Source organism: Synechococcus sp. WH 5701 (assembly GCF_000153045.1).
In the GTDB taxonomy this organism is placed as follows: domain Bacteria; phylum Cyanobacteriota; class Cyanobacteriia; order PCC-6307; family Cyanobiaceae; genus Regnicoccus_A; species Regnicoccus_A antarcticus.
In genome coordinates this window covers 163,257-189,606 of the sequence record NZ_CH724160.1, presented here as the reverse complement: position 1 = coordinate 189,606, position 26,350 = coordinate 163,257, and the positions used below count along the sequence as shown (strand labels likewise).

The following is a 26,350-nucleotide window of genomic DNA, read 5'->3' as shown; positions in this document are numbered from 1 at the left end:
CGGGCGGCGGGGTGGAGAATCCCCCGGTGGATGGGGCCCAACGGCCTGACTGGATGGTGAAATCCCTGCGGCGCATCGCCTTGATCGTGGCGGTGGCCACGGCCCTGAGCAAGGTGGCCGGTCTGCTGCGCCAGCAGGTGATCGCCGCTGCATTCGGGGTGGGGGCGGCCTATGACGCCTACAACTACGCCTATGTGCTGCCGGGATTCCTGCTGATCCTGCTGGGGGGCATCAACGGGCCGTTTCACAGCGCCATGGTGAGCGTGCTGGCCCGCCGCCCCCGCGACGAGGGCGCCCATGTGCTGGCGGCTATCAACACCCTCGTGGGCGTGGGCCTACTGGGGGTGACCCTGCTGCTGCTGGTGGCCGCCGATCCCCTGATCACCCTGGTGGGGCCGGGGCTTGACCCGGAGCGCCACGCCATTGCCGTGCTGCAGCTGCGCTGGATGGCGCCGATGGCCCTGTTCGCCGGCCTGATCGGTCTCGGTTTCGGGGCCCTCAATGCGGCTGATGTGTTCTGGCTGCCCTCGGTGAGCCCGCTGCTGTCGAGTGTGGCGATGATCGCCGGCATCGGTCTGCTCTGGTTCCAGCTCGGAGCCGAGATCGCCCTGCCAGCTACGGCGGTGCTGGGGGGAGTCGTGCTGGCGGCCACCACGACCCTGGGGGCGGTGCTGCAGTGGCTGATCCAGCTGCCCGCCCTGGCGAAGCAGGGCCTGCATCGCTTCCAGCTGGTCTGGGACTGGAAGCACCAGGGCGTGCGCGAGGTGCTGCAGGTGATGGGTCCAGCCACGCTCTCCTCGGGGATGCTGCAGATCAATGTCTTCACGGATCTGTTCTTCGCCTCCGGCATCGTCGGCGCCGCCGCTGGCCTGGGCTACTCAAACCTGCTGGTGCAGACGCCGCTCGGTCTGCTCTCCAATGCGCTGCTGGTGCCCCTGTTGCCGGTGTTCGCCAGGCTCACGGCCCCGGAGGATCGCCAGGCCCTGGTGGGCCGGATCCGTCAGGGCCTGATGCTCTCCACCGCCAGCATGATGCCACTGGGGGCCCTGTTCGTGGCCCTGGCCTATCCGATCGTGGCCGTGGTCTATGAGCGGGGGGCTTTCGACCGGGGAGCGGCGCTGCTGGTGGCCAGCCTGCTGATGGCCTACGGCGTGGGCATGCCGGCCTACCTGGGCCGCGATGTGCTGGTGCGGGTGTTCTATGCCCTCGGTGACGGCACGACCCCCTTCCGCTTTTCCCTGGCCGGAATCGGCTTCAACGTGATCTTCGACTGGGTTCTGGTGGGCGGGCCCACTCCCTGGGGGCTGCAGCTGCCCGGGCTCAACTTCGGCGCCCCTGGCCTGGTGCTGGCCACGGTGGCGGTGAACCTGCTCACTTGCACGGGATTGCTGCTGGCGCTGCAACGGCGTCTTGGGGGGCTGCCCCTGCGCGTCTGGGGGCGGGACAGCCTGTGGCTGCTGCTGGCCGCGGTGGCCGGGGGCCTGGCCGCCTGGGTGCTCTCCAGCTTCGTGGCCTGGCCAGGAGGACTGCTGGGACAGCTGTGGCAGTGCGCCTTGAGTGCTGGCCTGGGGTTGACGCTCTACGGCCTGATCGCCAGCTGGGCGGGGGTGCCCGAGGCCAGTGATCTGGCGCAGCAGCTGCGCGCGCGTTTCAGTCGGAGTTCCTGAGGGTCACCCGGCGTTCCTCGCGCACCTGCACCGGGATCTCCATGCGGCTGCGGCCGAGCATCTGGGGGCCATCCACCGAGAAGATCCGCGCTTCGATACCGAAATCGCGAAAGGCGTTCTCCAGTTCCTGGATCAGCGCCTTCTCCACCTGGGCCTCGGCGTCGACGACCTTGCCGATCAAGCGGCCGCCCAGGGGGCCGATGCGCTGACGGACCACCTCTCGGGCATTGGTGACCTCGATGACCAGCATCCAACGCCTGCAACGGTTTTGAACCTTATTCGCAGCGCAACGCCCTCGCCGGCACTGTCGTGCTTCTTCAGCCGCGGCGCCACATCCTGGGGGGCTCAGCGCCCCACGTTCTCAAGCACGTCCTCAAGATCGCGCAACTGCCCCGGGGGGAGCAGGCGGGCCAGGGGCAGACGGCTGGAGCCTCCGCCGATCGGTACCTGGACTGCTTCGAGGGCCTGGCGGGCGCAGACCCCTGGCCCCTGATCGAGCCGGGCAGCGCATTCGATCGCCAGGGTCATCGCCAGACCGGCATCGCCCAGGTAGAGATGCCAGCTGGCCACCTGGATGTACAGGCGGTCCGCCAGGGCCAGGCTCAGCTCCTCGAGTTCCGTTGCCGTCAGGCTCACTGGACTGTTATGCGCTCAGGCTTCACCTTGGTCGAGCGTCTGGGTTCGTGGCCGCAGCCGCAACACGATGATGAGGTGCAGCAGCCAGAGCGCCCCCCAGGCCAGGCTCAGCCAGCCCAGGTGGGCCCAGGGATGGCGCAGCCCCTGAACGAACCACAAACCCGTGTTCACGGCAGCGAACAGACCGCCGTGGAGGCAGAGGTTCACCACCCGCTCGTAGTGGCAGTAGGTGGGGTCGGCGGGGTCGGCGGGGCCGTACCAGCGGATCGGCATGGGGAGAGGAGACGCAGAGCCTGTGGTGGCTGGCTCGATTGTGCCCCGGCGACAGTTGACGGATGGCCCCCCCGTGCGGTGAGAATGCAGAGGTAGGCGCTTGTAGCTCAGCGGATTAGAGCATCTGACTACGGATCAGAGGGTCGGGAGTTCGAATCTCTCCAGGCGCGCTTCTCAACCGTCCGAAACCGGACGGTTTTTTCTTGGTTTGGCATTCCCCGCTGCTTCCCAGGGGGCCGGCAGGAGCGCTGGGATGATTTCTTACGATGAAACCCTCACGCCCCTCCGTCGACACCATTGTGGATTCCACCGGTACGCCCCTGAACCAGTCCCTGGCGGCCGGTGATCCCGCCATCGCCGCCCTGATCGGCCGTGAGCTGGAGCGTCAGCAGACTCATCTCGAGCTGATCGCCAGCGAGAACTTCGCCTCCAGGGCCGTGATGGAGGCCCAGGGATCGGTACTCACCAACAAGTACGCCGAAGGTCTGCCCCACAAGCGGTACTACGGCGGCTGTGAGCATGTTGATGCGATCGAGGAGCTGGCCATTGCCCGGGCCCGCCAGCTGTTCGGGGCCGCCTGGGCGAACGTGCAGCCCCACAGCGGTGCCCAGGCCAACTTCGCCGTATTCCTGGCCCTGCTCCAGCCCGGCGACACGATCCTGGGCATGGACCTTTCCCATGGCGGACACCTCACCCATGGCTCGCCGGTGAATGTGTCGGGCAAATGGTTCAAGGCCGTCCATTACGGCGTCGATCCCCACACCAACCAGCTCGACTACGACGCCATCCGGGCCCTGGCCGAGCAGCACCGCCCCCGGCTGATCATCTGCGGCTACTCCGCCTACCCCCGCACGATCGACTTCGAGGCTTTCCGCTCGATTGCTGATTCCGTCGATGCCTTCCTGCTGGCTGACATGGCCCACATCGCCGGCCTGGTGGCGGCAGGGGCCCATCCCAGCCCCATCCCCCATTGCCATGTGGTCACCACCACCACCCACAAGACCCTGCGTGGGCCCCGTGGCGGGCTGATCCTCTGCAATGACGCCGAGTTCGGCAAGCGCTTCGACAAGGCCGTCTTCCCCGGTAGCCAGGGTGGCCCTCTCGAGCATGTGGTGGCCGCGAAGGCGGTGGCCTTCGGTGAGGCCCTGCAGCCCTCCTTCCGGACCTACAGCCAGCAGGTGATCCGCAATGCCCAGGCCCTGGCCGCCCGGATCCAGGAGCGCGGCATCGCCGTGGTCTCCGGTGGTACCGACAACCACCTGGTGCTGCTCGACCTGCGCTCGATCGGCCTCACCGGCAAGGTGGCCGACCTGCTGGTGAGCGAAGTGAACATCACGGCCAACAAGAACACCGTGCCGTTCGATCCTGAATCGCCCTTCGTCACCAGTGGTCTGCGCCTTGGCACCGCCGCCCTCACCACCCGCGGCTTCGATGCCGACGACTTCGCCGAGGTGGCCGATGTGATTGCGGACCGGCTTCTCCATTCCGATGACAGCGTCATCGAGCTGCGCTGCCGTGAGCGCGTGCGTGCCCTCTGCGAGCGCCATCCGCTCTACGGGCCGAGCCGCATTCCCCTGCCGGCCTGACCCCACTGCCTAAGCTTTGCCCTCGATCAGGTTCTTCCATGGCTCCCCCCGCGACGTTGCCGCCAGCGTTGCCCAGCCCCTGGCCTTGGGTCGGCAGCGGGTGGTCGCCATGTCCTGCTGACACGATCAGTGCGCGTTGCTCGTGAGCATGGCCGCCAGTCCGCTCCCTGCGGCCCTCCTCACCTTTCTGATCGCGGCTCTGCTCACGGCGCTGATCGTGCCGCTGGTGCGGACAATAGGGCTGCGCTACGGCCTCTTCGACCCTCCCGATTCGCGCAAGCAGCACGATATCCCGATGGTGCGGCTGGGGGGGATTGGCATGGTGGCGGGCTTTTCCCTGGCCCTGGCCTTCACCTGGGCCCTGGGTGGCTTCGGCAACCTGGCCCCGGACCGGGATCAGTTGATCTGGACCACCCTGGCCGGAGCGCTCTGTTACTTCGTGATCGGTCTGGCCGATGACCTCTTCGCCCTCCCGCCCCTGCCGCGCCTGGCCGGCCAGGTCGCCGTGGCGGTGGTGGTCTGGAGCGAGGGGGTGCGGATCGGAGCGATCGATCTGCCCCTCGGCTTCTTCGGTCTGCCGTCCCTGGCCTTCTCGCTGCCCGAAAGCCTTAGCCTGCTGGCCACGGTGATCTGGCTGGTGGGTATCACCAACGCCATCAACTGGATCGATGGCCTCGACGGCCTTGCCGCCGGCGTTGGCGGCATCGCAGCGGTGGGGCTGCTCTCGGTGAGCTTCAGCCTGCAGCAGAGCGCAGCCGGTCTGCTTGCAGCCGCCCTGGCCGGCGCCTGCCTCGGCTTCCTGCGCCACAACTTCAACCCCGCCCGCATCTTCATGGGCGATGGCGGCTCCTATTTTCTGGGCTTTGCCCTGGCGGCGATCAGCATCGTCGGCCCGGCCAAGGGGCTCACCACCGTCAGCCTGCTCTTCCCACTGCTGATTCTCTCCCTGCCCCTGGCCGACATGTCGGCGGTGATCATGGGCCGGCTCAGCGAGGGTCACTCCCCCTTCTATCCCGACCGTCGCCATCTCCACCACCGGCTGCTGCGGGCCGGCTTCAGCCATCGCCGCACGGTGCTGATCATCTACGCCTTCACCCAGTGGCTGGCTGCCCTGGCCCTGGTGGCGGCCAATGTGGAGCTGCGCTTCCTCTGGCTGGCGCTCGCCACCGCAGTACTAATCGGGGCGGTGCTGGGCTCCCGTCGCCAGCGCCTGTTGCCGGCCGATTCCTCCCCCAGCACCACAGCTGCTTCAGCAGCGGCGGCCTCCTCCAACTCAGTCCACTGTGATGCCGGCCGTGACCCGAAGCCCTGAGAGCTTGCCCAGCCGCGGCTCTGAACTCATGGGCAGCGAAAGCGGAGGCACCGAAATTCTCTGCATCGGCACGGAGCTGCTGCTGGGCAACATTCTCAACGGCAATGCCCGTTGGCTGGCGGAGCAGCTGGCGGGTCTGGGCCTTCGCCATTACCGCCAGTCGGTGGTGGGGGACAACCGGGAGCGTCTGATCGCCATGGTGCGGGAGGCCTCCAGGCGCTGCCGGGTGCTGATCTGCACCGGTGGTCTCGGCCCCACCCCCGATGACCTCACCACCGAGGCCCTGGCCGACGCCTTCGCCACTCCGCTCGAGGAGCGGCCTGAGGTGTGGCGCGATATCCAGGCCAAGTTCGCGGCCCTGGGCCGCGCCCCCTCGCCGAGCAACCGCAAGCAGGCCCTGCTGCCGGCGGGAGCGTGCGTGTTGCCCAACCCGCTGGGCACGGCCCCCGGCATGATCTGGACTCCCAGGCCCGGTTTCACCCTGCTCACCTTCCCCGGAGTGCCCTCCGAACTGCGGGCGATGTGGGCCGCCACCGCGGCGCCCTGGCTGCGGGGGCAGGGCCTGGTCGAGGGGGTTTTCGCCAGCCGGATCCTGCGCTTCTGGGGGGCTGGGGAATCGCGCCTGGCGGAGCAGGTGGCCGACCTGCTGGAGCTGTCCAATCCCACCGTGGCGCCCTATGCCGGCACCGGCGAAGTGAAGTTGCGGATCACGGCCCAGGCTCCCACGCTCCCGCAGGCCGAGGAGTTCCTTGCCCCGGTGGAGGCCGAGCTGCGCCAGCGGTTGGGGGCCTGGTTCTACGGGATCGACAACGACAGCCAGGCCTCCCTTTGCCTGGATCTGTTGCGGCGACGGGGGGAGACGCTGGCAGTGGCGGAATCGTGCACCGGCGGTGGGCTGGGAGCAGCCCTGACGGCTGTGCCCGGGGCTTCTGATGTGTTCCTCGGCGGTGTGATCGCCTATGCCAACGCCGTCAAGCAAGGGCTGCTGGGGGTGCCCGCCGCCATGCTCGAGGCCCACGGGGCCGTGAGCGATCCGGTGGCGATCGCCATGGCCGAAGGGGCTCGTCGGCTCACCGGCAGCACCTGGGCCCTGGCGCTCACTGGCGTCGCTGGCCCTGGTGGGGGCAGCCCAGGGAAGCCGGTGGGGCTGGTGCACATCGCCCTGGCAGGGCCCAGGGGCAGCACCAGTGAGGGGGTTCGTTTCGGCGGTGGCCGCAGCCGCGACTGGATCCAGACGGTGAGCGCCGGCGAGGCCCTCAACCGCCTGCGCCTGCTTCTGCTGGCCGAGACGCAGACCGAAGGCCAGGCCACTCCGCCTTAGGCTGGCCTGTCTTGGGCTTGGAGGGAACGGTGAGCGCCGGCACGCTGTACGACAAGGTCTGGGACAGGCATCGCGTGGCGGAACTGCCTGGAGGGTCCACCCAGCTGTTCATCGGTCTGCACCTGATCCATGAGGTGACCAGCCCCCAGGCCTTTGCTGCCTTGAAGGAGCTGGGTCTGGGTGTGCGCCATCCCGAGCGCACCGTGGCCACAGTGGATCACATCGTGCCCACCACCTCGCAGGCTCGTCCCTTCGCTGATTCTCTCGCTGAGGAGATGCTCTCCACCCTGGAGCGCAACTGCGCCCAGCACGGCATCACTCTGCATGGCCTTGGCAGCGGCCGCCAGGGCATCGTCCATGTGATCGCACCGGAGCTGGGCCTCAGCCAGCCGGGCATGACGGTCGCCTGCGGTGATTCGCACACCTCCACCCACGGTGCCTTCGGGGCGATCGCCTTCGGCATCGGCACCAGCCAGGTGCGCGATGTGCTCGCCAGCCAGAGCCTGGCGATGAACAAGCTCAAGGTGCGGAGGATCCTGGTGGAGGGCAGCCTGCAGCCGGGCGTGTTCGCCAAGGACCTGATTCTCCACGTGATCCGCAGTCTGGGTGTGAAGGGCGGTGTGGGTTATGCCTATGAATTCGCGGGATCCTGCATCGAGGCCCTCTCGATGGAGGAGCGCATGACCCTGTGCAACATGGCGATCGAGGGGGGCGCCCGCTGCGGCTACGTCAACCCCGATGCCACCACCTTCGCCTACATCAAAGGTCGGCCCTTCGCGCCCGAGGGGGCGGCCTGGGAGCGGGCGGTGACCTGGTGGAGCACCCTCGCCAGCGGGCCTGACGCGGTGTTCGACGACGAAGTGCGCTTCGATGCCGCCACGATCGCCCCCACAGTCACCTGGGGGATCACGCCGGGTCAGGGGATCGGGGTGGATGAAACGGTGCCCACCCCCGAGCAGATGCCCGCAGAGGAGCGCCCGATCGCCGAAGAGGCCTACCGCTACATGGATCTGGCTCCGGGCGCAGCGATTCGGGGGCTGCCGGTGGATGTCTGTTTCATCGGCAGCTGCACCAATGGCCGCCTCAGTGACCTGCGCTCGGCGGCGGCGGTGGCCCGGGGCCGCCAGGTGGCTCCAGGGATCAAGGCCTTCGTGGTGCCCGGCTCTGAGCAGGTGGCTGCATTGGCCAGGGCGGAGGGCCTCGACCGGCTGTTCCAGGAGGCGGGCTTCGAATGGCGTGAACCCGGCTGCTCGATGTGCCTGGCGATGAACCCGGATCGGCTTGAGGGCCGCCAGATCAGTGCCAGCTCCAGCAACCGCAATTTCAAGGGCCGGCAGGGTTCAGCTTCCGGCCGCACCCTGCTGATGAGCCCGGCGATGGTGGCCGCGGCGGCCGTGACCGGCCAGGTGAGCGATGTACGCGAGCTGCTGCAGAGCCCCTCCGCGCTCGCTTCCGCTCCGGCCGATCCCAGGCCCGTGGCCGTGTCCCCTGCAGTGCTGTCGTGAGAACCTCCCCCTTCCCCTTCGGCCCGATCCCCGGTCTTGAAGGCCGCATCGTTGTCGTCAGCGGCGACGACATCGACACCGACCGGATCATCCCGGCCCGATTCCTCAAGTGCGTCACCTTCGAGGGGCTTGCCGAGGGGGCCTTCGCTGATGACCGCCTCGAGCTGGAGGGCTCCCACCCCTTCGATCGCCCCGAGCATCAGGGGGCCACGATCCTGGTGGTGAACCGCAACTTCGGCTGCGGCTCCAGCAGGGAGCATGCCCCCCAGGCCCTGATGCGCTGGGGCATCCGCGCGGTGGTGGGCGAGAGTTTTGCCGAGATTTTCTTCGGCAACTGCCTGGCTCTGGGAATCCCCTGCCTCAGCGGCGATCACACCACGATTCTGGCGCTGCAGCAGCAGGCCCTTGCCGAGCCCGCCGCCGGCTTCCAGCTGGATCTGGTCACGGCAGAGATCCGCGGCCAGGCCCCTGCCGGCGCACCCGAGTCGGCGCAGCGCTGGAGCCTGGAGCTGGCGGCCGGCCCCCGGCAGATGTTGCTCAGCGGCCAATGGAATGCCACGGGCCAGTTGCTTTCCCACGACGAGGAGCTGCGCCGGACGGCGGCACGCTTGCCCTATCTGGACAGCTTCGCCCTGGCCTGAGGCTCAGAACGGGTTCCGGCGTGCTTCTCCGGCACCATTGAGCTCAGGCCGGTAGGGAACGAACGGCACCCCCGTCCCCTTGAAGCCGAAGTCGTTGAGGCGGATCCGTACCCCGCCGATACCCTCATAGGGGCTGTAGAAGACGCTGAAGGCGTAGGCACGGCGCTGCCAGCGCAACTCCACGTAGGAGCCGGTGACCTCGCCGTAGTTCGTCGAGGAGGGATCCACGTTGAGGCCAATCCCACCGTTGAACAGCAGCGGACCGGCGATCTGCTGGGTGAGACCGATGCCCACCGTGCCCAGGTCCACCGCCGCGTCAAAACCGAAGGGGCTGAGGCCGTTGCGCAGGGTGAAGCCGCCTGTGACGGTGAGCTGAGTGAAATCGAAGAAGCGCTTGTTGAAGTGCCCGAGGGTGAGGGTGGGACCACCGGAGATCGAGAGGGTGTTCTGGTACGTTCCGTCGCCGAAATAGGCCACGTTCCCCGAAAGATTCGTGTTCAGGGTCAGCCCGGGCACGATCGGCTCAGGGGAGTAGCGCAGAGCCCCATCCGGGGTGGAGGGGAGGGCACGGCCCCGCCACAGCTCCAGGGAGCTGTTGAGTGATCCCACCGCGTTGGCTCGCCAGAGCTGGGCAAGATTCCTCGATTCCTCGCCGCTGCTCAGGAATTCGTTGCTCTGGTAGTTGCCCAGGCCCACTCGCCAGAAGTAGCGGTTGCTGAGCTTGCCCCAGTTGGGCAGGGTCGCTTCCTTCTCCAGGGAGGCGCCGTAGGCCGAATAGATGTCCTGCTCGCCGAGGGATCCATTCCAGATCCGGTAGCGGTAGGCCCCGAAGAGACGGGCCGTGGTGGAGCCCACCAGGGGGAGGTTGATGTTGCGATCCATCTGGCCCCAGCTGCGGGTGCCGTTGGCGATGTTCTCGGGATTGAAGGTGGAGATGTCGAGGTTCAAGCTGGTGTCGAATCCCAGCAGCGGTGTCTTCAGCCGGGCCTCCAGGCCGAACAGATCGCCCAGGGTGTTGTCCTGGCTCACCGAGGGGCCGGTGGCTTCGCCTCCCGGGATCGGATAGCTGTCGGTGGTGCCCTGGTAGGCGCGCTCGAGCATGAACTGGGGCTCCAGTTCCAGGGTTCCCTTCTCGCCAATCCGGATTGGCCGCAGGCGCCGGCCCACGTAGAAGCCGTCGCGGTCCTCCCGATCCACCCCCAGCACCCAGCGGTTCTCCACCTCCTGCTGTTTGCGGATGCGCGTGCGTGAGGTCACCGGAATCGCGAGACGGTCTTCCAGGATCAGCCGGTTGCGCTTGGAGGTGATCAGCAGATCGCCGTTGGCGTCCTGGTTGACCACCACCTGATCCGCATCCATCCACGACTGGGACGGGGTGAAGGGGTCGTTGCTGAAACTGGCGCGGTCGCTGCGCCAGCCGTTGGGGGTGAGCACGATTCTTGCGGCCTGATAGCGCAGATGGGTGAGGGTGCCCTGCACCGCCTGACGGTTCTTCTCCGAGCGCAGCCGCCGCACCTGGGGTGGCCGGGACGGTCCGAAGTCGCTGTCCTGATCGGCGGCCACTTCATCGTTACCACCGGTCTGACGACGGCGCTCGATCACCAGCCCTTCCCGTTTCTGCACCCCGGAGATGCGCTGCTCGATGGCGGCAGCGGCGGCGGCGCGTTTGCGCTCCTGTTCGCGCATGGCCCGGAACGACGCTGGGCGCCCGGCAGGGGTGCTCGGTGCAACAGCGGCGCCGCTGTCCAGGGTCGACGGGTCTTGGGCCGGCACCGGTCCCTCACCGCCCATGGCCACCTGCTCGAGGGCCTCGGGCAGGGAGCGGGGGCGGTCCGGCGGCTCGGCGCCACGGTTGGGGCAGCCCTTGGCCGGGCGCAGGACGGCCTGAGGATCGTCCGTGGGCGGCGGATCTCCGCCGAAGCGGTAGCGCAGGCCCAGCAGGTAAGCGTTGCTGCCCTCCCTGACGCCGTTGTAGGTGCCGAAAGCCCCGGAGCGGTGGTGAATCCTCCCCACCATCGACCACTGGGGCGAGAAGGATCCCTCGATTTCAAAGCCCAGATAGTTGAGGAAACGGGCCGACTTCTCCCGGTAGGTGCTCTCGTAGTTGCTGAGGTTGGTGTTGAGGCTCACGCCTTGCACGAACCCCAGACTCAGCCACGGTTGCAGCCAGGCCCGCAGCCCGATTCCGCCGGTGAACTCGCCGAAGGTCTGGGCGGAGGTGGAGAGGTTGGCCACCTCGGCGGACGTGAAGGGTCCGAGGTAGCGCCCGCCCTTCTGGGCTGATGCCCAGTGCCCGAGAGCATTGAAATCGAGCTCAAGAGCGAAGGGGCCGGCCTTGATCAGTCGCTTCTGCAGGCCAGCACCCAGCACCCGCTCCGGCCGGAAGACACCCTGGCCGAAGAAGGTCTGGCCGAAATCGGAGTGGAACATCTGCCCGCCCCAGAGGGTGGCGCTCCAGGGGTGGGGGTGCCAGTCGGGAATCTCGGGCAGCACCGTCGGGCAGGCGATCGGCTGGGGCTCGGGGAGCGGTACGGAGGGGGGCTGCTCGACGTCGAGATCCTCCAGGCTGGTCTTCAGGTCGAGAACGCCGTAGACGTCCTCCATCTCCCCTTCGCCTTCGATCAGGCCGTAGCGGAGCATGCTGCCCTGCAGGTACTGCTGGCCACGCCAGAAGCGCACGCTGCCCGTGGCGTAAAGGGTTCGGGTGGTGGTGTCGTACTCGAGGCGGTCCGCCATCAGGCGGCCGCCGGCCAGCACGGCCTTGGCATTGCCGCTGGCCACGTAGCGGTTGATCACCAGATCAAATCCCTGTTGATCAGCGCTGATCTCCAGTTCCTTGGGAGGGGTCTTGACCGGAGGTTCTGAGGCGGCCGTGCCGCTGGCTTCTGCGGGCACAGGCGGCTCAGCACCTGTCGGTTCAGCTGGAATCGCGATCGGCGCGGGCTGGGGCTCGGCGGCGCTGGGGTCGCTGACAGGGGCTTCGGCGCTGGCCGGGCCGGATCCCACGGCGGGATGGCTTGGCTGGGCTTCCGGGAGGAGCGGGTCGGCGCCGCTGACCTCAGCTCCGCTCAGGAGTGCTGGTGGGGAATCTGAGCTCAGGCTCTGGGCCCGGCTCACCGCCGGTGTTGCCAGGGTTGCCGCGCCCACAAGTCCGATGGTCCACCGGATAAGCGTTGCTGAGGGCACCACATCTCCAGGACCGCGGCCGATCCTGCCATGCCCAGGTTGGCGCGGGTGTGCGGCTCAGGTGGGTTGATGCAGTGACCCCACCCTCAGCGAATGGCCTTCAGTCTTCGAGGTCCTTGCGGCTGGGCGTGCGGCTGGGATCGCTGGCCAGGAAGCCGAAGACGAAGATGCCGATGAAGAAGAAAACGACCGAATAAACGGAGATCTTGAGGGCGAGCATGGTTCCGTCCGGCGGGTGACAGGGAGTGACAGGCGCCAGGTGGGGCCTGAACGACCCTGCGGCAGCGGCATCATCCTATGGGTCACTGATGGCCGGGATCGATGACGCAGGGCCTGGATCCCCAGCTTCCCCCTGAGATTGAAACGTTTCGATCACGTTCGAGACTGGACTTGCTCTCCGCCTGGCAGCGGCGTGGCACTGATGGCTCCTGGCAGGGAGCCCTGGCCGACCCCTGGGCCAGGCTCCATCGCCCCGACTGGCACGCCCGTGGTCTGATGGCCTGGCCGCGGGGCGGGCAGACCCGGCGTCTGGTGCTGGAGCTGAGTTGTCCCCCCAGCTGGCGCGGCCGGGCTCCGGCCCTGGCCCGCTTGGTGTTGCGCTGGTGGGCTGCGGCCGCCGAACTCAGGGTCGACGGCCGCACGGTTCACCGCGGCGACCTGTTCGACAGCTCCTGCCGCTGGGCCCTGCCGCAGTGCTGGTGGGAGGGGAAGCCTTTGCGCCTGGAGCTGGAGCTGCGCAGCCCACTCCACGACGACGGCGCCCTGATGCTCAGCCGGATCGAGGCGGAACCCCTGGATCCCGCTGACCCGGATGGTCTGCTGGCTGCCACACGGCTGGAGCTGGAGCAGTTGCGGCAGAGCCCGCCGGGGGAGCCCGGCGGTTTCCATCTGCTCGGCCACGCCCACCTCGACCTGGCCTGGCTCTGGCCCGTGGCCGACACCTGGCAGGCCGCTGAGCGCACCTTCCGCTCGGCCCTCGATCTGATCGAGCACCACAGCGAGCTCCACTTCGGCCATTCGACACCGGCGCTGTACGCCTGGCTGGAGCGTCACCGGCCCGAGTTGTTCGGGCGAATCCGCGCCGCCATGCGGGCTGGCCGTTGGGAGCCGATCAATGGCCCCTGGGTGGAAACCGACTGCGTGCTGCTTGATACAGCCTCACTCCTGAGGCAATTTCAGGAGGGGCAGACCTACAGCCGCCGGACCTTCCCCGAGTGGGAGCATCAACTGGCCTGGCTACCCGACAGCTTCGGCTTTGCCGCAGGCCTGCCGGCGGTGGCCGCGGCCACCGGGGTGCGCTGGTTCTGCACCCACAAGCTGGCCTGGAACGCCACCACACCCTTCCCCCACCGGCTGTTTCGCTGGCGCAGTCGCTGTGGCGCCGAGGTGCTGGCCCTGATGAGCGCCCCGATCGGCACCGATGGCGACCCACTGGCGATGGAGCGCTACCGGTTGGAGTGGCTGGCGGCCACGGGTGATGCTGAGGCCCTCTGGTTGCCGGGGGTGGGGGACCACGGCGGTGGCCCCACCCGCGAAATGCTGGAGCAGCTGGATCTCTGGCGTGACAACGACGCCACGGCTCCCCAGCGCCATGGCAGCCTGCGCGACTATCTGCGGCGGCTGGAGCCCCTGAGCGCTCAGCTGCCCGTCTGGCGCGATGAGCTCTACCTGGAGCTGCACCGGGGCTGTGCCACGAGCCGTCCCGACCAGAAGCGCCACAACCGCACCCTGGAGCGGCTGCTGCGCGAGGCCGATCTCGCCAGCGTTCTGCTCGGGGATCCGGGCCATTGCCTGGAGACTTCGGGCTGGCGGGATCTGCTGTTTCAGCAATTCCACGACATCCTGCCGGGCACCTCCATCCCGGAGGTGTTCGAGCAGGCCGAACCCCAGTGGCGGGCGGCGCGCCGCGGGGCGTGCCGCCGCCGTGATCGGGCGCTGCGGGCCTGGCTGGAGCCCGGTGGGACCCCTGCCCAGGGGACGGGCGCCGAGGTGGAACCGTGGTGGTGGGCCCAGCTGCAGCCCCTGCCGGCGGCCCCCCTCACCCTGCGCCTGCCGGCCGGCCACTGGAGCCTGCGCGAGCAGGCCCTGCCCTCGCAGCCAGCTCCATCCGGCGGCCACTGGGTGCAGCTGCCCTCCCCGGGCGGCGTGGCGGCCCTGCAGCTGCGGCGTCAGCGCCAGCGTCCTGGTGCTGCGCCGCCGTTGGCCAGCCACGACCCCTCGATCGTGAATCCCGTGCGGCTGGAGACCCTCGCCGCCGGGGAGCGCTGGCGGCTGGGCAATGGCCTGCTCTGGGCCCAGCTCGGCCCCCTCGGGCTCGAGCAGCTCTGGGGGGGCGACCACAGCCCGCAGCTGGCTGAACCGCTGCAGTGGCGGCGCTGGATCGATCGCGGTGAGTTCTGGGATGCCTGGGATCTGGCCGCCGATTACCGCCAGCACCCCCTGCCCCTCCACTGGCAGCCGGGCCCGGTGCTGGCAGAGGTCGGTCCGCTCTGCACCCGTCTGGTCTGGCGTGGCCGCTGCGGCGCCAGTGCCCTGCGCCTCGATCTGCAGCTGCGGGCCGGCTGCCCCTGGCTGGAGCTCAACCTGCGGGTCGACTGGCGCCAGCGCCATGAACTGCTGCGGCTGGAGCTGCCGCTGCAGCATCCGGCCGTGCGCTGGGCTGCCGACACCAGTGCGGGAGTGATTGAGCGGATCGCGGCGGCCGCCAATCCGCGGGAAGCCAGCCGTTGGGAGGTGCCGGCGATCAGCTGGTTGGCGAGCCAGTCCTCAACCGGAGGCCTGGCGGTGCTGCTCGATGGGCCCCAAGGGGTTTCAGGCAGCACTGCAGCTCTCGGGGTCTCGCTGCTGCGCGGGCCCACCTGGCCCGATCCCGGAGCCGACAACGGAGCCCAGCGCCTGCGCCTGGCCCTGATGCCCTGCGCCCAGGGCTGGCGCCAGGCCGGAGTGGCCCCAGCGGCTGTGCGCTTCCGCGAGCCGTGCTGGCTGCGGCCGGCCAAGGGTTCGTCGGCCTCGGTGCCGGGATCGGTACTGCAGCTGGGTCATCCCGACCTGCGCCTGATCAGCCTCGTCGGCGAAGGCCAGGGCGAATGCAACGGCAGAGGCAGCCCGGCCCGGCTGACGGTGCAGAACCTCTCCCCCTGCCGTCAGCAGCTGGAGCTTGGAGGCGAGTGGGAGGTGCTGGAGCGGATCGATGCTCTGGGGGGTCCGCTTGCTGCGGCTGCCGGAGTGGCGAGTGCCGGGACCCACGCCGTAGACCGCACGCGCGTTGGGCCCTGGCAGCTGGCCAGCTGGCGGATCAGTCGTCGTGGTCGTCGAAGGGATCCGTGAGCTGTTTGGAGGGTGGCCCGAAGGCGGTGTAGACGCCGAAACCGGTGAGGGCGAGGAGCGCCACCAGAACGGTGATCGCCACGGAGATGGCTGGAGAGGTTTCGCTCAAGGGTGGTGCTGGTGGAGGACAGGCCGGGCTCACCCCGGCGTGCGGCGGCGTGGCAGCGGCGGGGGCGGCTGAGTCCCGAGGGGCCACCGGTCCGTCACAACTCTCGACGAGGGCTGCGTCTGCTGCCGCCTGGCCTTTACAGTAACGGCCCCATCCCATGTGCCAGAGAGGACACCACAGCCATGGCCCAACGCACCCGCCTGGGAAACCTGCTGCGCCCCCTCAACTCCGAGTACGGCAAGGTCGTGCCCGGCTGGGGAACGACCCCGGTCATGGGCGTCTTCATGGCGTTGTTCCTGGTTTTCCTGCTGGTGATCCTCCAGCTGTACAACCGTTCCCTGCTTCTTGACGGCATCACCGTCAACTGGAACGGCATGGGCTGATCGTCGGGATCTCCCCCTCGCCGCTTCTCTATCAACTGAGACCCCTCCTTCATGAACTTCTTCGGGATCGGTCTTCCGGAGATGGCGGTGATCGCCGCCATTGGCCTGTTGGTCTTCGGGCCCAAGCGCTTGCCTGAGCTGGGCCGTACCCTCGGCCGCACCCTCAAGGGCTTTCAATCGGCCTCCAGAGAGTTCGAGCAGGAGTTCCGCAAGGCTGTCGACACCGAAACCGTGTCCGCCACCAGCCTGGGTTCGGAAGCCATGGCCGCTGAGCCCCTGGCCGCGGCTTCTCCGCCGGCTCAGGCAAGCGGCACTGAAGCCGGCAGCACTGACCCAAGTGCTTCTGAAGTCCAACCCGGGGTTGAGTCCGTGGCTCCTTCCACTGAGTCGCAAGCCACCCCCACGCCCAACGCCTCCCCGTCCAGCTGAGCGTTGTTGGCGCATTCCGTTGCCTGCCTGTCCCTCGGCGGGCACCCGCGATGAGCTCCACCGCTGCACCCTCTGCCGACCTGCAGTTGCTGATCGGTCTCGGCAATCCCGGGGAGAAGTACGCCCAGACCCGCCACAACGTGGGCTTCATGGCCCTTGATCAGCTCGCCCAGCGGGACGGTGCCTCCTTCCGGGCTAACGGCAAGCTGCAGGGAACCATCGCTGATCTCGGCCAAGGCTCCGATCGCTTGCGGCTGCTCAAGCCCAGCACCTACATGAACGAGAGTGGCCGCTCGATCAGGGCCACGCTCGACTGGTTCGGGCTCCGTCCCGATCAGATGCTGGTGCTGGTGGACGACATGGACCTGCCCCTGGGGCGCCTGCGGCTGCGCCGCTCCGGCAGCGCCGGGGGCCATAACGGCTTGCGCAGCACGATCAGCCATCTGGGCAGCCAGGATTTCGCCCGCTTGCGCATCGGCATCGGCGCGCCGGCGCTGGACCCTGCTCTGCGCAAAGCCCGTACGATTTCCCACGTGCTGGGCCGCTTCGAGGCTGACGAGCTGCCATTGCTGCAGCAGGTGCTGACCGAAGTGCTTGAAGGTGTCAGCTTCATCCGACGCTGGGGGTATGAGCGGGCCGGTACCCGCCTGAACAGCTTTCAGCCCTCCCCTGTCTGACGCTGGATTCGCCCCGACGCCCCGTGCCCTGATCCCTTGAGCCGCCTGCCCGCCACCACCGCCCAGTTGCGGGTGCTGCATCAGAGCTTCAGTCATCAGCTGCTGGAGGGCGAGGTGGCCGCCGGCGGCTTCCACTGGACCTTCCGCTGGGCGTTCGGCCGGGGCGAGCTGACGGTGGAGCCCTCCCTGGGTCGCGCTCTGATCCAGGACGCCCTGCTGCGCTTTCTGCTCCAGGTTGATTATCAGCTCGAGCCCGGCGGCGACTATGCCTTCACCGTGCGGGCCAAGTTCTAGGGCCGTTTCAGCGTGCCCCCCGGTGGCGCCGCTGCCAGGGGATGACCCAGCAGCCGCTCCAGCAGCAGCTGGGCCACCACGTCATCCCAGTCGCGGGGTGGCTGTCGCAGGCCCTGGGGCAACAGCCGGCGCCAGCCGCGGGTGGGGTTGAGCTCAAAGAAGCGCGCCCTCGCGGCCAGGGTTGACCCGTGCTCCTCCACCAGCAGCACGGGGGCCAGTGGCTCCAACCGTCGCCGCCAGCTGGCGCTGCCGGTGCCATTGCCGAGGATCACCGCCTGCACCTCCCCTTGCAGCAGCCAGCCTTCCAGGCGGCCCCAGGCCTGCTCAGGAGGGATCACCAGGGCTTCGAGCAGCTGCTGCCGGCCTCGGTCGGTGCGCACCAGGCCGCATTTGCTGCGCCCCGGGTCGAGCCCGGCCAGGGCGCCCTGGCTCGGCAGATCCGGTGTGGCTGGGTGCGTCATGGCTGCCCCCGTCCAGGACCCTGCCGCTCCAGCCGTGTCTCGCTTGGGGCCTCGCTCAGGCGCAGATCGATCACCAGCGGGTCGGGGGTTTCGGCGTCGCGGACCGCCACGGCCTCGAGGGCCACGGTCTGCCCGGGGGGGCGCTCGCTCAGTTCCCGCCCCAGCCTGTTGAAGGTGGCCACATCGAACTGAACACCATCGGCGATCGAGCCCTGGCGCTGGGCCTTGGCGAAGGAGGCCGCCAGCAGCAGGTTGAGGCGGTTGCGCACCTGCTCGCTGGAGCGTTCATTGCCCTCCAGCACCGTGGAGGCCATCAGATCACCCCGCCGCAGCACCTGGCGGTTAGGTCTGAGGTCGGGGAAGCCCAGCACCTGGTCCTCGCCGCGGAGCACGTTGGCAGCCGAGCGGATGCTCACCACCCAGGGCCCACCCCGGGAGATGCGGGATTCAAGGGTGGCGATGTCCTGGCGAGGCACCAGCAGGATCTGGCGGTTGGGGGTTTCTGCGGGCAGCACCCGCTGGAAGGCATTGAGATTGGCCTGACGCAGCAGCGCCACGACCGCTGTGTTGGCTTCGGTTGCGTTGCGGGGGCTCACCTTGGCGCTGGCGAGGGGTTGTCCGCTGCTGATCACCACATCGCCGCGGCGCAGAGCGATCAGTTTCTCCTCCAGTCCCTTGAGTTCGGTTTCGCCGGCCGTGATCAGTCCTCGCACCCGGGCCAGTTCCGTTTCGGTTTTGCTGATCTCCTGGTCCCTGGCGCGGATGTCCCTGTTGAGGCGGTCTCGCTGGGCCAGCAGTTGCATTCGCTGAGCCTGCAGGGGCTTGAGTTCGCCGCGTAACTGACGCGCCTGGATCTCGGCGGCGGTGAGCTGCCGCCGGGTCTGCTCCCGGTCGCGGCGTGCCCGCTGCAGGGCTGCTTCCACCCGGGCCTGCTCCTGGCGGCTGAGGCGCAGGTTCTGCTCACTGCGGCGCAAGGTGGTGCGGCTCTCGAGCAGCCTTGCCTGAAGGGCGTCGAGTTCGAACAGTCCAACGCGCAAGCGTTCGCTCACTGCCAGCATCAGCCCAAGGGAGACGGCGCTGATCAGGCTGCCCGTGAGCACCGTGATCAGCACGGCCGTCTTGCGCGGCCGCAGGTTGAACAGACTGAGCCTGGCCTTGCCCACCCGGCTGCCCAGCCGATCCCCCAGGGTGGCCAACACCCCCCCGAGGGCCAGGAGAGCCAGAATCAGCAGCCAGCCGGACACAGCGCCGTGCGTGAAGATCCAGTATCAACCGCGGCTGCAACCGGTTCAGCTGAAGCGCTTGGCCAGAGCGACCGGATCGAAGACCGTGATCTTCTTGCGATCGATCTGCACCAGCCCCGCTTGGCGCAGATCGCCCAGCAGGCGAGTGATCGTCACCCGGGTGGAGCCGATCGCCTCGGCGATCGCCTGGTGGGAGAGGCGCAGGTCGATCGTGATGCCTTCGCTGCCGGGCACACCGAAATCACGGCAGAGCACCAGCAAAAAACTCACCAACCTTGACGACATGTCCCGGTGGGTGAGGGTTTCGATCATCGTTTCGGTCTGCAGGATCCGCGAGGAGAGGCCCTGAAGGAGCAGCAGCCCCACGCTGGAGTCCTGCTCGATGGCTCGCCGCACCGAGCCCGCTGGGGCCGCCACCAGCTCGACCCGGGTGAAGGCCACCGCGTGATAGAAGCGGTCGGATCGCTGACCTGTGAGCAAGGAGAGCACCCCGAACAGGCTGTTCTCCCGCAGCAGGGCCACGGTGATCTCCTCACCCGATTCGTACACCCGCGAGAGCCGCACGGCTCCACGGCGCAGCAGATAGACCCGCTCAGCCGGATCACCGGGGAAAAATATTGTCTTACCCCGCTCGACGGTTTCGATCACGCAGCCACTCAGGCCGCGCATCACATCAAGGAGCGTGCTCGCTCCGTTGGCGGCAGCGGCCAGGCCAATGGGAGCCGGTGTCGATGGGCCGCCGGTGCGACTGAATCCGCGCATCGCGCCAACCATGTTTCGGCGGAGCAGGTGTGAGACGGACGCTAAGGATCGCCCATGGCGAGCCCTGTAGTCACCGACACTAATGAATTGCATTCACACAGGCCCGGCTGGACCTCGCCCACAGGTGCAGTACGGATGTTCGCGCTAGGGATGGTGGCTGAGCCTTGCTGGCGGCCCGGACCCCGCTACATTCGGGTTCGCGCTTCCCATGGGGTGTTGATGACGGCCAGCCTGCGCAACGCCTCCGCCGAGTCGCGTCATCCTGTTCGCGCCGTTGGGTCTTCCCGGCCGGTGCCGCCCCGCGCCCGGCCGGTGCTCGCTAGGCCCGAAGGTCTGCTGCAGGTCCACACCGCCTCGTTCCGCGGCAGTTTCGGCGGGGTGTTCAGCCAGGCCCTGCGCAGCGCGGGGCTGGGCAGCCGGGTGCTGATCAGCCAGTTTCTCAAGGGTGGGGTCGACCAGGGGCCCGAGCACAGCCTCAGGCTCTGTGGCCGGTTGCAGTGGTTGCGCCCCGCCGTGCCCTCCTGTCTCACCCAGCCTGCCGCCCTGGAACCCGAACCCGTGCATGCCGCTGTGCAGGAGGTGTGGGCCTTCAGTCGCGACCAGTTGCTGGGGGCCGCCGTGGAGCTGATGGTGCTCGACGAACTGGGGCTGGCGATCGAGCTGGGTTTTCTCGCCGCTGAGGAGGTGATCAGCATCCTGGAGCAACGGCCGGCCCACCTGGATGTGATCCTCACGGGTCCGTCCATCCCCCTGGAGCTGCTGGCCATGGCCGATCAGGTCACCCAGCTGCGGCGGGGAGGTGCCCCATGCTGAAGAACGACCGCTGGATCAACGCCCTGGCAGCGGAAGGGATGATTCAGCCCTTTCAGCCCACCTTGGTGCGGCATCTGGAGCCCCAGACCGCCTCCCGGCCGGTGCTGAGCTTCGGCTGCTCCTCCTACGGCTACGACCTGCGCCTCTCGCCGCGGGAATTCCTGATCTTCCGCCACGTGCCTGGCACGGTGATGAACCCGAAGCGGTTCAATCCCGACAACCTGGAGCCTGCCCCTCTCCATCACGACGACGATGGTGAGTTCTTCATCCTGCCGGCCCATTCCTATGGTCTCGGCGTGGCCCTGGAGAAACTGAAGGTACCCCCCACGATCACCGTGATCTGCCTGGGCAAGAGCACCTATGCCCGGCTGGGCATCATTGTGAACACCACCCCGGCGGAGGCCGGCTGGGAGGGTCATCTCACCCTCGAATTCAGCAATTCTTCCGGTGCCGACTGCCGGATCTACGCCAATGAGGGCATCACCCAGTTGCTGTTCTTCGAAGGGGATCCCTGCGACACCACCTACCAGGATCGTGCTGGCAAGTATCAGCATCAGCCGGAGCGCGTGACCCTGGCCAAGGTCTGACTCAGGGCAGCCCCATCGCCCGGCGCACCTGGCCGATGCAGGGCAGCCCGCTCGGGCAGAGGCGAATCACCCGGCCATTCACCACGAAGAGGGTTTCGGTGCCCGGTTCGCCTGGGCCGCTTCTCACCACTGAACCCGGAGCCTCCGCTGAGGCGGTCCCGTCAGTCGACGGGCCTGCGAAGGAATCGCCGCTGCTGCCGGCGCCAAGGCCCTGGATTCTTCCCTCAACCGATCGCAGCAGGTTGGTGTAGCCCGGAGCGGAGGCGCCCTGCAGGGTTCCCTGGATCGCCGCCGCCCCCGCCGCGTCGATCAGCGTCTGGCCTCGGGCCGCAGGTGCGATCAGCCACAGAAGCAGCAGCAGGTGAAGCGGCGGCATGGCATGGCTTGCTGAGGGGCTTCCAGGCACAGGTTGGGTCAGGGGGCCAGGCGCGCTTTGTGCAGGCGGGCGCGGCTGTACCAGGCGGCGATCTCTGGAGCCCACGACTCCAGATGGGGCCACATCAGATCACAGAGCTGGCGGATCTCGAGCTGCGCATCCAGCTTGGCACGCAAGTCGAGAAAATGCAGGAAAGCCCGCAGACTGAAGCTCACCACGAAGTGCTGGCGGTAATCGAAGGGGAGGATGCCGCGAGCATGTTCCTCGGCAAAGCCGGCGGCCAGCAGATCGCGATAGCGCTCGGCAGCCTTGCGGCAAAGCTCCAGATCCAGAGCGCGCTGGACCCCGTCGTAGCTGTACTTCTTGCCCTGGCGGTCGCTGTAATCGCCGATCGGGCGCAGATAGAACACCTCCTCGAGATCAAGGCTCCGATCGGCGGCCTTGCAGATGCGATCGCCGGTGTAGCGCATGGATTGCACATCGAAACTCACGCCCACCCGGTGGGTGCGGGCCTGCTGCATCACGGAGTGGGGAAACCAGCCCACGTTGAGCACGATCTGGGCATGCTCCAGAGGGCCGTAGTGACCGCGCTCACCGGAGAGCAGGCGCTTCACGCAGATTTCACCCGCCGTGCGTTCATCGGGCCATTCGGTGCGGTCAGCTGCGACGAACCCCTCGCTGTAGTCCTGATGCATCGCTGCATAGACGCACTGCTGGGGGTTGGGGGTGGCGGCGATCAGCTCGACCCGGAAACGGTCCATGGGGCAGCAGGGCAGGTGAAAGGTGGCGGTGGATCAGCTGTGGCTGCGGGGGCCGGCCTGGGCTGGTGTGGTCTGGCCCGTGCCCTGCGCCTCGCCGCCGGTCAGGGGGGAGAGGCTGCCGACGCCAGCCAGCAGGGGCAGGGGGGTCTCCTCGATCAGAGCGGTCATGATCGAGGCCAGTTCGGGGCGGCTGCGGGCCCCAAGGGAGCGCCCGATCGCGTGGCCGCCGCGGTCGAAGAGCTCCAGCTGGGGGATGCCGTTCACCGCGTAGCGATCGATTTCCGGGCTCCAACGCGGATTGTCCACATTCAGCAGAACCACGTTGAGCTCGCCGCGGTGCTCGCTTTCGAGGGCCGCCATCGCCGGGGCCATCGAGCGGCAGGCTTCGCACCAGTCGGCATAGAACTCCACGATCGTGGGCCGACCGCTGGCGAGGGCCAGCGGCAACTCCGGCGAACGCCGGGCCAGCTGCTCCAGCGGCGCCTGGGGCTGCAGGCCCCCGCGCAACCCGAAGAGCAGCAGCGCCAGGGCGGCGGCGATGGCGGCCAGCACCATCCGCTCGCGCCGCCCCAGGGGGGGGCTGGCTTCAGCTGCGGGGTCGGGCAGGATCATCGTGGCGCGCAGGGAGCCTGAACCGGGGCACTCTGGCAGCTCTGGCGGGGCTGCCGGGATCCGGGGCCAGGACGCCAGTTTGAAAAGGCTCGATAGCATTGGCTTTCTCTCCTGGCTGCGGTGAAGCGTCGCCTCACCATTCACTTCCCGCGCGAAACGGTGCATCACCCGATCACCTACCGGCTCGCCGTGGATTTCGACATCGCCGCCAAGATCCTGCGGGCTCAGATCGCGCCCAACCAGAGCGGCACCATGGTGGTGGAGCTCTCGGGCGACATCGACGAGCTCGATGCCGCCGAGCAGTGGCTGGAGGATCTGGGCCTGGGTCTCGATCGCGCTCCCGGTGAGATCCGCATCGACCGCAGCCGCTGCGTCGATTGCGGGATCTGCGCCAGCGTCTGCCCCAGTGGTGCCCTGCGCAGCCGCCCGCCGGCCTGGCGGCTGGAGTTCAGGGCCCAGCACTGCCTGGTCTGTGAGCAGTGCATCCCCAGCTGTCCCGTGGACGCCATCGATCTGGTGCTGGAGGCCCGATGAGCAGTGTGATCGGCGGCATCCTGCGCCTGGCTCTGCTGCCCCTGCGGGCGCCGTTCCTGCTGTTGCTCCTGCTGGTGAGCATCTATCTGGGTGTCCACTGGGTGGTGAACGCTCCAGCCCAGGGCCTGGTAAATACCGAACTGGATCCGGTCCACGGTCTGTACTGGACGGTGGAATGTCTGCAGGCGATGTTGGTGGTGGTGGTGGCCTCGGTCCCCGATCTGCTCCTGCGTCAGCTCTCGGTGCTGATGGCCGCCAGCCGGGTGATCACCCTGATCGTCAGCCTGCTGCTGGTCACTGTCGGTGGCCTCTACCTGCTGCACCTCAGTGCCCTCGCCGATGTGGTGATTCTGGCCACAGCTGTGTTGCTCGCCCGTCTCGATCTCACCCGGATCCGGGTGGTGCCGTCACCCCTGTTCACGGCCTTCTCGCTCTCGGGCTATGTGATGCTCGGCGTCTGGATCGGCCGGGAGTTGCAGCTGGGGGGGCTGATGGGAGCCGCGACAGGGACCTGAAATCCCTTCAGCAGGCTTGCCTGGGCTTGTCCTGGTATCCCCAGAGATTACCGAGCACCTTCTTCACGTAGAGCCGGGTTTCCGGATAGGGAATCGCCTCAACCCAGAGCTCGGGGTCGCTCTCAAGCCTGGCGTCGCGCCAGCCGGCCACCGCGCCCGGACCAGCGTTGTAGCTGGCGATCGCCAGGAAGGGATCGCCCTTCCAGAGGCTGAGCAGCTGGCTGAGGTACCTCGCCCCCAGCTCGGCATTGAAGGCGGGCTCACGCAGCTGATCGCCGCTGACTGCTCCCCCCGCCAGCTCCGCCGCCGTCTCTGGCATCAGTTGCAGGAGGCCGATGGCCCCCGCCACCGATCCCACTCCGGGGGTGAAGCGTGATTCCTGCCTGGCCACAGCCAGCAGCAGGGTGGGATCCAGCCCATGGCGGGCCGCGGCGACACTGAAGGCCTCACCGTGGCGCACCGGCAGCAAGGCCCGCTGCAGGGGCAGGGTGGTTGGGCAGTTGCCTCCGGCCCAGCGCAGGCTCGCCTCATCAAGCTGGCCGAGGCCGGTCCAGTCGTCGCCGACCCCCTGCCGCAGCCGCCCCTCCAGGGTCAGCTCCTGGGGGGAGCTGGGGGTGGCCGACGGGCGCTCCTGCCGCCAGTGCTCCCAGGCCTCCAGGTTGAGCCCCAGTCGCCAGAGCTGGTCGAGGGGAGGCTGACCGCTCTCCAGGGGGCGCCAGGGCTCGGCCGGCAGAGCAATGGGGCCGCTGGCGGTCAGCCTCAGCTCGGGCCGTTCGCCCAGCTGGACCCGGCTGCGCCAGGCGTAGTAGCTCCAGGGCCAGCGCTGGAGCACCGCCTGCCAGCTGCGGCGGGCGGCAGGCTGCTGCCCCAGCTGCTGCTGGGCCATGCCCAGCCAGAACAGTTGGCGTACCGCCAGGACCGGAGGCAGGCTGTCGGGCGGCAGGGCCTGCAGCAGCGCCAGAGCCTCACCCACCTTTCCCTTGAGCAGCGCGGAGCGGGCCAGGTCCCACTGCAGGTCCCAGCTGGCGGGATCCCCGGGCCAGCGCTGCAGCAGCGGCCGCCAGTCGCCACCGCCATCCCGCACCAGGCGTGCCTGCACCGGCGCGCTCAGGCGCAGGGGCTCCGGCAGCTGGCGCAACTGGGCTGGGGTGACTGTGGGGGCGGGGGTCTGGGCCAGCACACGCACGGCCTCGAGGGCCTCGGGCCGCTGGCTGTCGCCCTGGCTCAGGGCCAGCAGGCGCGCCACTCCGGCTTTGGTCTCGGCGGGGCCTCCCCGCAGCAGAGCGCGGCCGATCTCCAGCTCCTGGCTGGGCTCGGCCCGCCCCGATCCCAGGCAGCTCAGGGCCCTGCTGCCATCCCCGAGCCTGGCCAGGCCCACCGCCAGCGTGCCTCGCTGGGCAGTGCTCAGTGGCACGGCCGGCCGGGCACAGATCTGGCGCAGGCGCACGCCCGCGCCAGGCCAGCGCGGACCCCAGCGGGCGAGATGCAGGGCCCCCTGCTGGCGCTGGACGGGCTGGGGCCCCAGCTCCAGGGCGGCGGCCAGGGCGGCGGGGTGGGCCGGGAACCGGCGCAGAAGCTCCATGCGCTGGGAGAGGTTCTCACGGCCGAGGGAATACAGCGCATCGGCGCTGGGGGGCACCTGGGGGAAGCGTTGCAGCAGCTCCTTCCACTCGGATGTGGCCGAGAGGCCCTGGGCTTCACGGGCCAGGGCCGCGCGCTTCAGCGCCACAGGGGCCAGCGGGCCTGGTCCCCAGCCCTGCCCCTGCAGCAGCTGGCTCTGGCGGGAGGGGTCGTCGGTACTGGCGGCGGGCAGCAGCAGCAGGCTGGCCTCGCGGCGCCGCTCGGGATCGGGATCCCAGCGGCGGATTCGCTCCAGGCTGAGGGCTGAGCTGTCGGGGGTGGGCAGGGGCCGTTGCAGCAGCAGCAGGCGCCCCAGCAGCAGGAGTGCGGCGCTGCCCGCCACGGTGAGGGCCAGGGTCAGCGGCCCGCGGCGGCTCGCAGGGGACGGGTTCGGCACAGACAGGGCGGGGCAAGCCGCTGGGGCTTTGGCATTCTGGGGTTCGCCTCTCCCGCTCAGGCCTGTGCCCATCCCCTGGCCTCGCTGGTCGACCACCCTCCCGGGCGCGGCAGGGCGCCGTCGGGCTCTGCTGGTGCTCGGGGTGGCGATGGCGATCTATTTTCTCCGGCCGCTGGTGCCCCTGCTCTGGTTGCCGGGATGGGTGGTGGGCTGCCTGCTGCTGTGGGCGGTTGTCGAGCTGCTGCGCTGGGCCTGGTGGCCGAGACGCTGGCGCTGAAGTTGGCGCAGCGGCTGAAGCAAGGGAGCTTTGGCGGGGGGAGCC

At 68.6% G+C, this 26,350-nt stretch carries 29 protein-coding genes and 1 tRNA gene; 17 read left to right on the top strand and 13 right to left on the bottom strand.

Going from position 1 to position 26,350, the window contains the following annotated elements; all coding sequences use genetic code 11:
• The first annotated feature begins 53 nt into the window (after positions 1-53).
• Positions 54-1,667 carry a murein biosynthesis integral membrane protein MurJ gene (murJ, locus tag WH5701_RS11075; protein WP_037981278.1) on the top strand — a complete coding sequence of 538 codons (1,614 nt, stop codon included), beginning with the start codon at positions 54-56 and terminating at the stop codon, positions 1,665-1,667.
• Here murJ and WH5701_RS11070 read toward each other — a convergent pair.
• The 3 genes from WH5701_RS11070 to WH5701_RS11060 form a co-directional block, all read right to left on the bottom strand.
• Entirely contained in the window at positions 1,651-1,917 is a 267-nt protein-coding gene (locus WH5701_RS11070; RefSeq protein WP_006172438.1) for a hypothetical protein, read from the bottom strand. The genes murJ and WH5701_RS11070 overlap by 17 nt on opposite strands.
• 95 nt (positions 1,918-2,012) lie before the next feature.
• Positions 2,013-2,303 carry a DUF3181 family protein gene (locus WH5701_RS11065; RefSeq protein WP_006172437.1) on the bottom strand — a complete coding sequence of 97 codons (291 nt, stop codon included), beginning with the start codon at positions 2,301-2,303 and terminating at the stop codon, positions 2,013-2,015.
• Between the two features lie 15 nt (positions 2,304-2,318).
• Positions 2,319-2,576, bottom strand: coding sequence for a hypothetical protein (locus WH5701_RS11060; protein ID WP_006172435.1), 258 nt, complete (start codon positions 2,574-2,576; stop codon positions 2,319-2,321).
• Positions 2,577-2,672: 96 nt separating this feature from the next.
• On the opposite strand from WH5701_RS11060, the gene WH5701_RS11055 reads away from it, so the two are divergent.
• The 6 genes from WH5701_RS11055 (at position 2,673) to WH5701_RS11030 (ending at position 8,941) form a co-directional block, all read left to right on the top strand.
• Positions 2,673-2,746 (top strand) — tRNA-Arg (locus tag WH5701_RS11055).
• Positions 2,747-2,842: 96 nt separating this feature from the next.
• Positions 2,843-4,162 (top strand): serine hydroxymethyltransferase, encoded by a 1,320-nt coding sequence (gene glyA, locus WH5701_RS11050; RefSeq protein ID WP_198005191.1) that lies wholly within the window; start codon positions 2,843-2,845, stop codon positions 4,160-4,162.
• 142 nt (positions 4,163-4,304) lie between these two features.
• A complete protein-coding gene (locus WH5701_RS11045) occupies positions 4,305-5,474 on the top strand; it encodes a glycosyltransferase family 4 protein (RefSeq protein WP_050751578.1) in 1,170 nt (389 codons plus the stop codon).
• A gap of 28 nt (positions 5,475-5,502) precedes the next feature.
• Positions 5,503-6,795, top strand: coding sequence for a competence/damage-inducible protein A (locus WH5701_RS11040; protein ID WP_037981276.1), 1,293 nt, complete (start codon positions 5,503-5,505; stop codon positions 6,793-6,795).
• Between the two features lie 29 nt (positions 6,796-6,824).
• Positions 6,825-8,300: a 3-isopropylmalate dehydratase large subunit gene (leuC, locus tag WH5701_RS11035; RefSeq protein ID WP_050751577.1), complete on the top strand. Its 1,476-nt coding sequence runs from the start codon at positions 6,825-6,827 to the stop codon at positions 8,298-8,300.
• Positions 8,297-8,941: a 3-isopropylmalate dehydratase small subunit 2 gene (locus WH5701_RS11030; protein ID WP_006172427.1), complete on the top strand. Its 645-nt coding sequence runs from the start codon at positions 8,297-8,299 to the stop codon at positions 8,939-8,941. The genes leuC and WH5701_RS11030 overlap by 4 nt, the downstream gene beginning before the upstream one ends.
• 3 nt (positions 8,942-8,944) lie before the next feature.
• Here WH5701_RS11030 and WH5701_RS11025 read toward each other — a convergent pair whose 3' ends face one another.
• Positions 8,945-12,127 carry a DUF3769 domain-containing protein gene (locus tag WH5701_RS11025; protein ID WP_232201868.1) on the bottom strand — a complete coding sequence of 1,061 codons (3,183 nt, stop codon included), beginning with the start codon at positions 12,125-12,127 and terminating at the stop codon, positions 8,945-8,947.
• A gap of 100 nt (positions 12,128-12,227) precedes the next feature.
• Entirely contained in the window at positions 12,228-12,347 is a 120-nt protein-coding gene (locus WH5701_RS11020; RefSeq protein WP_006172424.1) for a photosystem II reaction center protein I, read from the bottom strand.
• Between the two features lie 170 nt (positions 12,348-12,517).
• Here WH5701_RS11020 and WH5701_RS11015 point away from each other — a divergent pair, with 170 nt between their 5' ends.
• Positions 12,518-15,454, top strand: coding sequence for an alpha-mannosidase (locus tag WH5701_RS11015; protein WP_369791638.1), 2,937 nt, complete (start codon positions 12,518-12,520; stop codon positions 15,452-15,454).
• On the opposite strand, the gene psbN is transcribed toward WH5701_RS11015, so the two are convergent.
• Positions 15,423-15,563: a photosystem II reaction center protein PsbN gene (gene psbN, locus WH5701_RS17685; RefSeq protein ID WP_006172418.1), complete on the bottom strand. Its 141-nt coding sequence runs from the start codon at positions 15,561-15,563 to the stop codon at positions 15,423-15,425. The two genes, WH5701_RS11015 and psbN, sit on opposite strands and share 32 nt — an antisense overlap.
• Positions 15,564-15,745: 182 nt before the next feature.
• On the opposite strand from psbN, the gene psbH reads away from it, so the two are divergent.
• From psbH to WH5701_RS10990, 4 genes are read left to right on the top strand one after another with little or no spacing between them, the layout of a single operon-like run.
• Complete coding sequence (psbH, locus tag WH5701_RS11005) at positions 15,746-15,946, top strand: photosystem II reaction center phosphoprotein PsbH (protein ID WP_006172417.1); 201 nt, start codon at positions 15,746-15,748, stop codon at positions 15,944-15,946.
• 51 nt (positions 15,947-15,997) lie between these two features.
• A complete protein-coding gene (locus tag WH5701_RS16870) occupies positions 15,998-16,375 on the top strand; it encodes a TatA/E family twin arginine-targeting protein translocase (RefSeq protein WP_006172416.1) in 378 nt (125 codons plus the stop codon).
• 50 nt (positions 16,376-16,425) lie between these two features.
• Positions 16,426-17,052 carry an aminoacyl-tRNA hydrolase gene (pth, locus tag WH5701_RS10995; RefSeq protein ID WP_006172414.1) on the top strand — a complete coding sequence of 209 codons (627 nt, stop codon included), beginning with the start codon at positions 16,426-16,428 and terminating at the stop codon, positions 17,050-17,052.
• Between the two features lie 36 nt (positions 17,053-17,088).
• Positions 17,089-17,346: a DUF3146 family protein gene (locus tag WH5701_RS10990; protein ID WP_006172412.1), complete on the top strand. Its 258-nt coding sequence runs from the start codon at positions 17,089-17,091 to the stop codon at positions 17,344-17,346.
• Here the strand turns inward: WH5701_RS10990 and WH5701_RS10985 are convergent.
• From WH5701_RS10985 to ntcA, 3 genes are read right to left on the bottom strand one after another with little or no spacing between them, the layout of a single operon-like run.
• Entirely contained in the window at positions 17,343-17,807 is a 465-nt protein-coding gene (locus tag WH5701_RS10985) for a hypothetical protein (RefSeq protein WP_006172411.1), read from the bottom strand. The two genes, WH5701_RS10990 and WH5701_RS10985, sit on opposite strands and share 4 nt — an antisense overlap.
• Positions 17,804-19,051, bottom strand: a complete 1,248-nt coding sequence (locus WH5701_RS10980) for a DUF3084 domain-containing protein (protein WP_006172409.1) — start codon at positions 19,049-19,051, stop codon at positions 17,804-17,806. The genes WH5701_RS10985 and WH5701_RS10980 overlap by 4 nt, the downstream gene beginning before the upstream one ends.
• Before the next feature lie 45 nt (positions 19,052-19,096).
• Entirely contained in the window at positions 19,097-19,825 is a 729-nt protein-coding gene (ntcA, locus tag WH5701_RS10975) for a global nitrogen regulator NtcA (protein WP_037981011.1), read from the bottom strand.
• A gap of 207 nt (positions 19,826-20,032) precedes the next feature.
• Between ntcA and WH5701_RS10970 the strand changes: the two genes are divergently transcribed.
• Positions 20,033-20,626, top strand: a complete 594-nt coding sequence (locus tag WH5701_RS10970; protein WP_006172405.1) for a cob(I)yrinic acid a,c-diamide adenosyltransferase — start codon at positions 20,033-20,035, stop codon at positions 20,624-20,626.
• Positions 20,620-21,213 (top strand): dCTP deaminase, encoded by a 594-nt coding sequence (dcd, locus tag WH5701_RS10965; RefSeq protein WP_006172404.1) that lies wholly within the window; start codon positions 20,620-20,622, stop codon positions 21,211-21,213. The genes WH5701_RS10970 and dcd overlap by 7 nt, the downstream gene beginning before the upstream one ends.
• Position 21,214: 1 nt before the next feature.
• On the opposite strand, the gene WH5701_RS10960 is transcribed toward dcd, so the two are convergent.
• Genes WH5701_RS10960 through WH5701_RS10950 form a run of 3 tightly spaced genes read right to left on the bottom strand, consistent with a single transcriptional unit; the run spans position 21,215 to position 22,962 of the window.
• Positions 21,215-21,589: a hypothetical protein gene (locus WH5701_RS10960; protein WP_006172402.1), complete on the bottom strand. Its 375-nt coding sequence runs from the start codon at positions 21,587-21,589 to the stop codon at positions 21,215-21,217.
• 38 nt (positions 21,590-21,627) lie between these two features.
• On the bottom strand, positions 21,628-22,350 hold the full coding sequence (gene thyX, locus WH5701_RS10955; RefSeq protein ID WP_006172400.1) for an FAD-dependent thymidylate synthase: 723 nt from the start codon (positions 22,348-22,350) through the stop codon (positions 21,628-21,630).
• Between the two features lie 33 nt (positions 22,351-22,383).
• Positions 22,384-22,962 (bottom strand): thioredoxin domain-containing protein, encoded by a 579-nt coding sequence (locus WH5701_RS10950; protein ID WP_037981271.1) that lies wholly within the window; start codon positions 22,960-22,962, stop codon positions 22,384-22,386.
• Positions 22,963-23,082: 120 nt separating this feature from the next.
• Between WH5701_RS10950 and WH5701_RS10945 the strand changes: the two genes are divergently transcribed.
• Positions 23,083-23,496 (top strand): NIL domain-containing protein, encoded by a 414-nt coding sequence (locus WH5701_RS10945; RefSeq protein WP_006172390.1) that lies wholly within the window; start codon positions 23,083-23,085, stop codon positions 23,494-23,496.
• Positions 23,493-24,011: a hypothetical protein gene (locus tag WH5701_RS10940; protein ID WP_006172389.1), complete on the top strand. Its 519-nt coding sequence runs from the start codon at positions 23,493-23,495 to the stop codon at positions 24,009-24,011. The genes WH5701_RS10945 and WH5701_RS10940 overlap by 4 nt, the downstream gene beginning before the upstream one ends.
• 7 nt (positions 24,012-24,018) lie before the next feature.
• Here WH5701_RS10940 and WH5701_RS10935 read toward each other — a convergent pair whose 3' ends face one another.
• Positions 24,019-26,100, bottom strand: a complete 2,082-nt coding sequence (locus tag WH5701_RS10935; protein ID WP_006172387.1) for a lytic transglycosylase domain-containing protein — start codon at positions 26,098-26,100, stop codon at positions 24,019-24,021.
• On the opposite strand from WH5701_RS10935, the gene WH5701_RS10930 reads away from it, so the two are divergent.
• On the top strand, positions 26,093-26,305 hold the full coding sequence (locus WH5701_RS10930) for a hypothetical protein (RefSeq protein ID WP_006172386.1): 213 nt from the start codon (positions 26,093-26,095) through the stop codon (positions 26,303-26,305). The two genes, WH5701_RS10935 and WH5701_RS10930, sit on opposite strands and share 8 nt — an antisense overlap.
• Positions 26,306-26,350 lie beyond the last annotated feature (45 nt).

Coding starts and splice junctions, on each gene's coding strand:
- WH5701_RS11040 (WP_037981276.1), top strand. CDS start 5,503: ATGGGCAGCGAAAGCGGAGGCACCGAAATTCTCTGCATCGGCACGGAG.
- WH5701_RS11020 (WP_006172424.1), bottom strand. CDS start 12,347: ATGCTCGCCCTCAAGATCTCCGTTTATTCGGTCGTTTTCTTCTTCATC.
- WH5701_RS16870 (WP_006172416.1), top strand. CDS start 15,998: ATGAACTTCTTCGGGATCGGTCTTCCGGAGATGGCGGTGATCGCCGCC.
- thyX (WP_006172400.1), bottom strand. CDS start 22,350: ATGGACCGTTTCCGGGTCGAGCTGATCGCCGCCACCCCCAACCCCCAG.
- WH5701_RS11060 (WP_006172435.1), bottom strand. CDS start 2,576: ATGCCGATCCGCTGGTACGGCCCCGCCGACCCCGCCGACCCCACCTAC.
- WH5701_RS10935 (WP_006172387.1), bottom strand. CDS start 26,100: ATGGGCACAGGCCTGAGCGGGAGAGGCGAACCCCAGAATGCCAAAGCC.
- WH5701_RS10970 (WP_006172405.1), top strand. CDS start 20,033: ATGACGGCCAGCCTGCGCAACGCCTCCGCCGAGTCGCGTCATCCTGTT.
- WH5701_RS10940 (WP_006172389.1), top strand. CDS start 23,493: ATGAGCAGTGTGATCGGCGGCATCCTGCGCCTGGCTCTGCTGCCCCTG.
- pth (WP_006172414.1), top strand. CDS start 16,426: ATGAGCTCCACCGCTGCACCCTCTGCCGACCTGCAGTTGCTGATCGGT.
- WH5701_RS11070 (WP_006172438.1), bottom strand. CDS start 1,917: ATGCTGGTCATCGAGGTCACCAATGCCCGAGAGGTGGTCCGTCAGCGC.
- glyA (WP_198005191.1), top strand. CDS start 2,843: ATGAAACCCTCACGCCCCTCCGTCGACACCATTGTGGATTCCACCGGT.
- ntcA (WP_037981011.1), bottom strand. CDS start 19,825: ATGGTTGGCGCGATGCGCGGATTCAGTCGCACCGGCGGCCCATCGACA.
- WH5701_RS10985 (WP_006172411.1), bottom strand. CDS start 17,807: ATGACGCACCCAGCCACACCGGATCTGCCGAGCCAGGGCGCCCTGGCC.
- WH5701_RS10950 (WP_037981271.1), bottom strand. CDS start 22,962: ATGATCCTGCCCGACCCCGCAGCTGAAGCCAGCCCCCCCCTGGGGCGG.
- murJ (WP_037981278.1), top strand. CDS start 54: ATGGTGAAATCCCTGCGGCGCATCGCCTTGATCGTGGCGGTGGCCACG.
- WH5701_RS10960 (WP_006172402.1), bottom strand. CDS start 21,589: ATGCCGCCGCTTCACCTGCTGCTGCTTCTGTGGCTGATCGCACCTGCG.
- dcd (WP_006172404.1), top strand. CDS start 20,620: ATGCTGAAGAACGACCGCTGGATCAACGCCCTGGCAGCGGAAGGGATG.
- psbH (WP_006172417.1), top strand. CDS start 15,746: ATGGCCCAACGCACCCGCCTGGGAAACCTGCTGCGCCCCCTCAACTCC.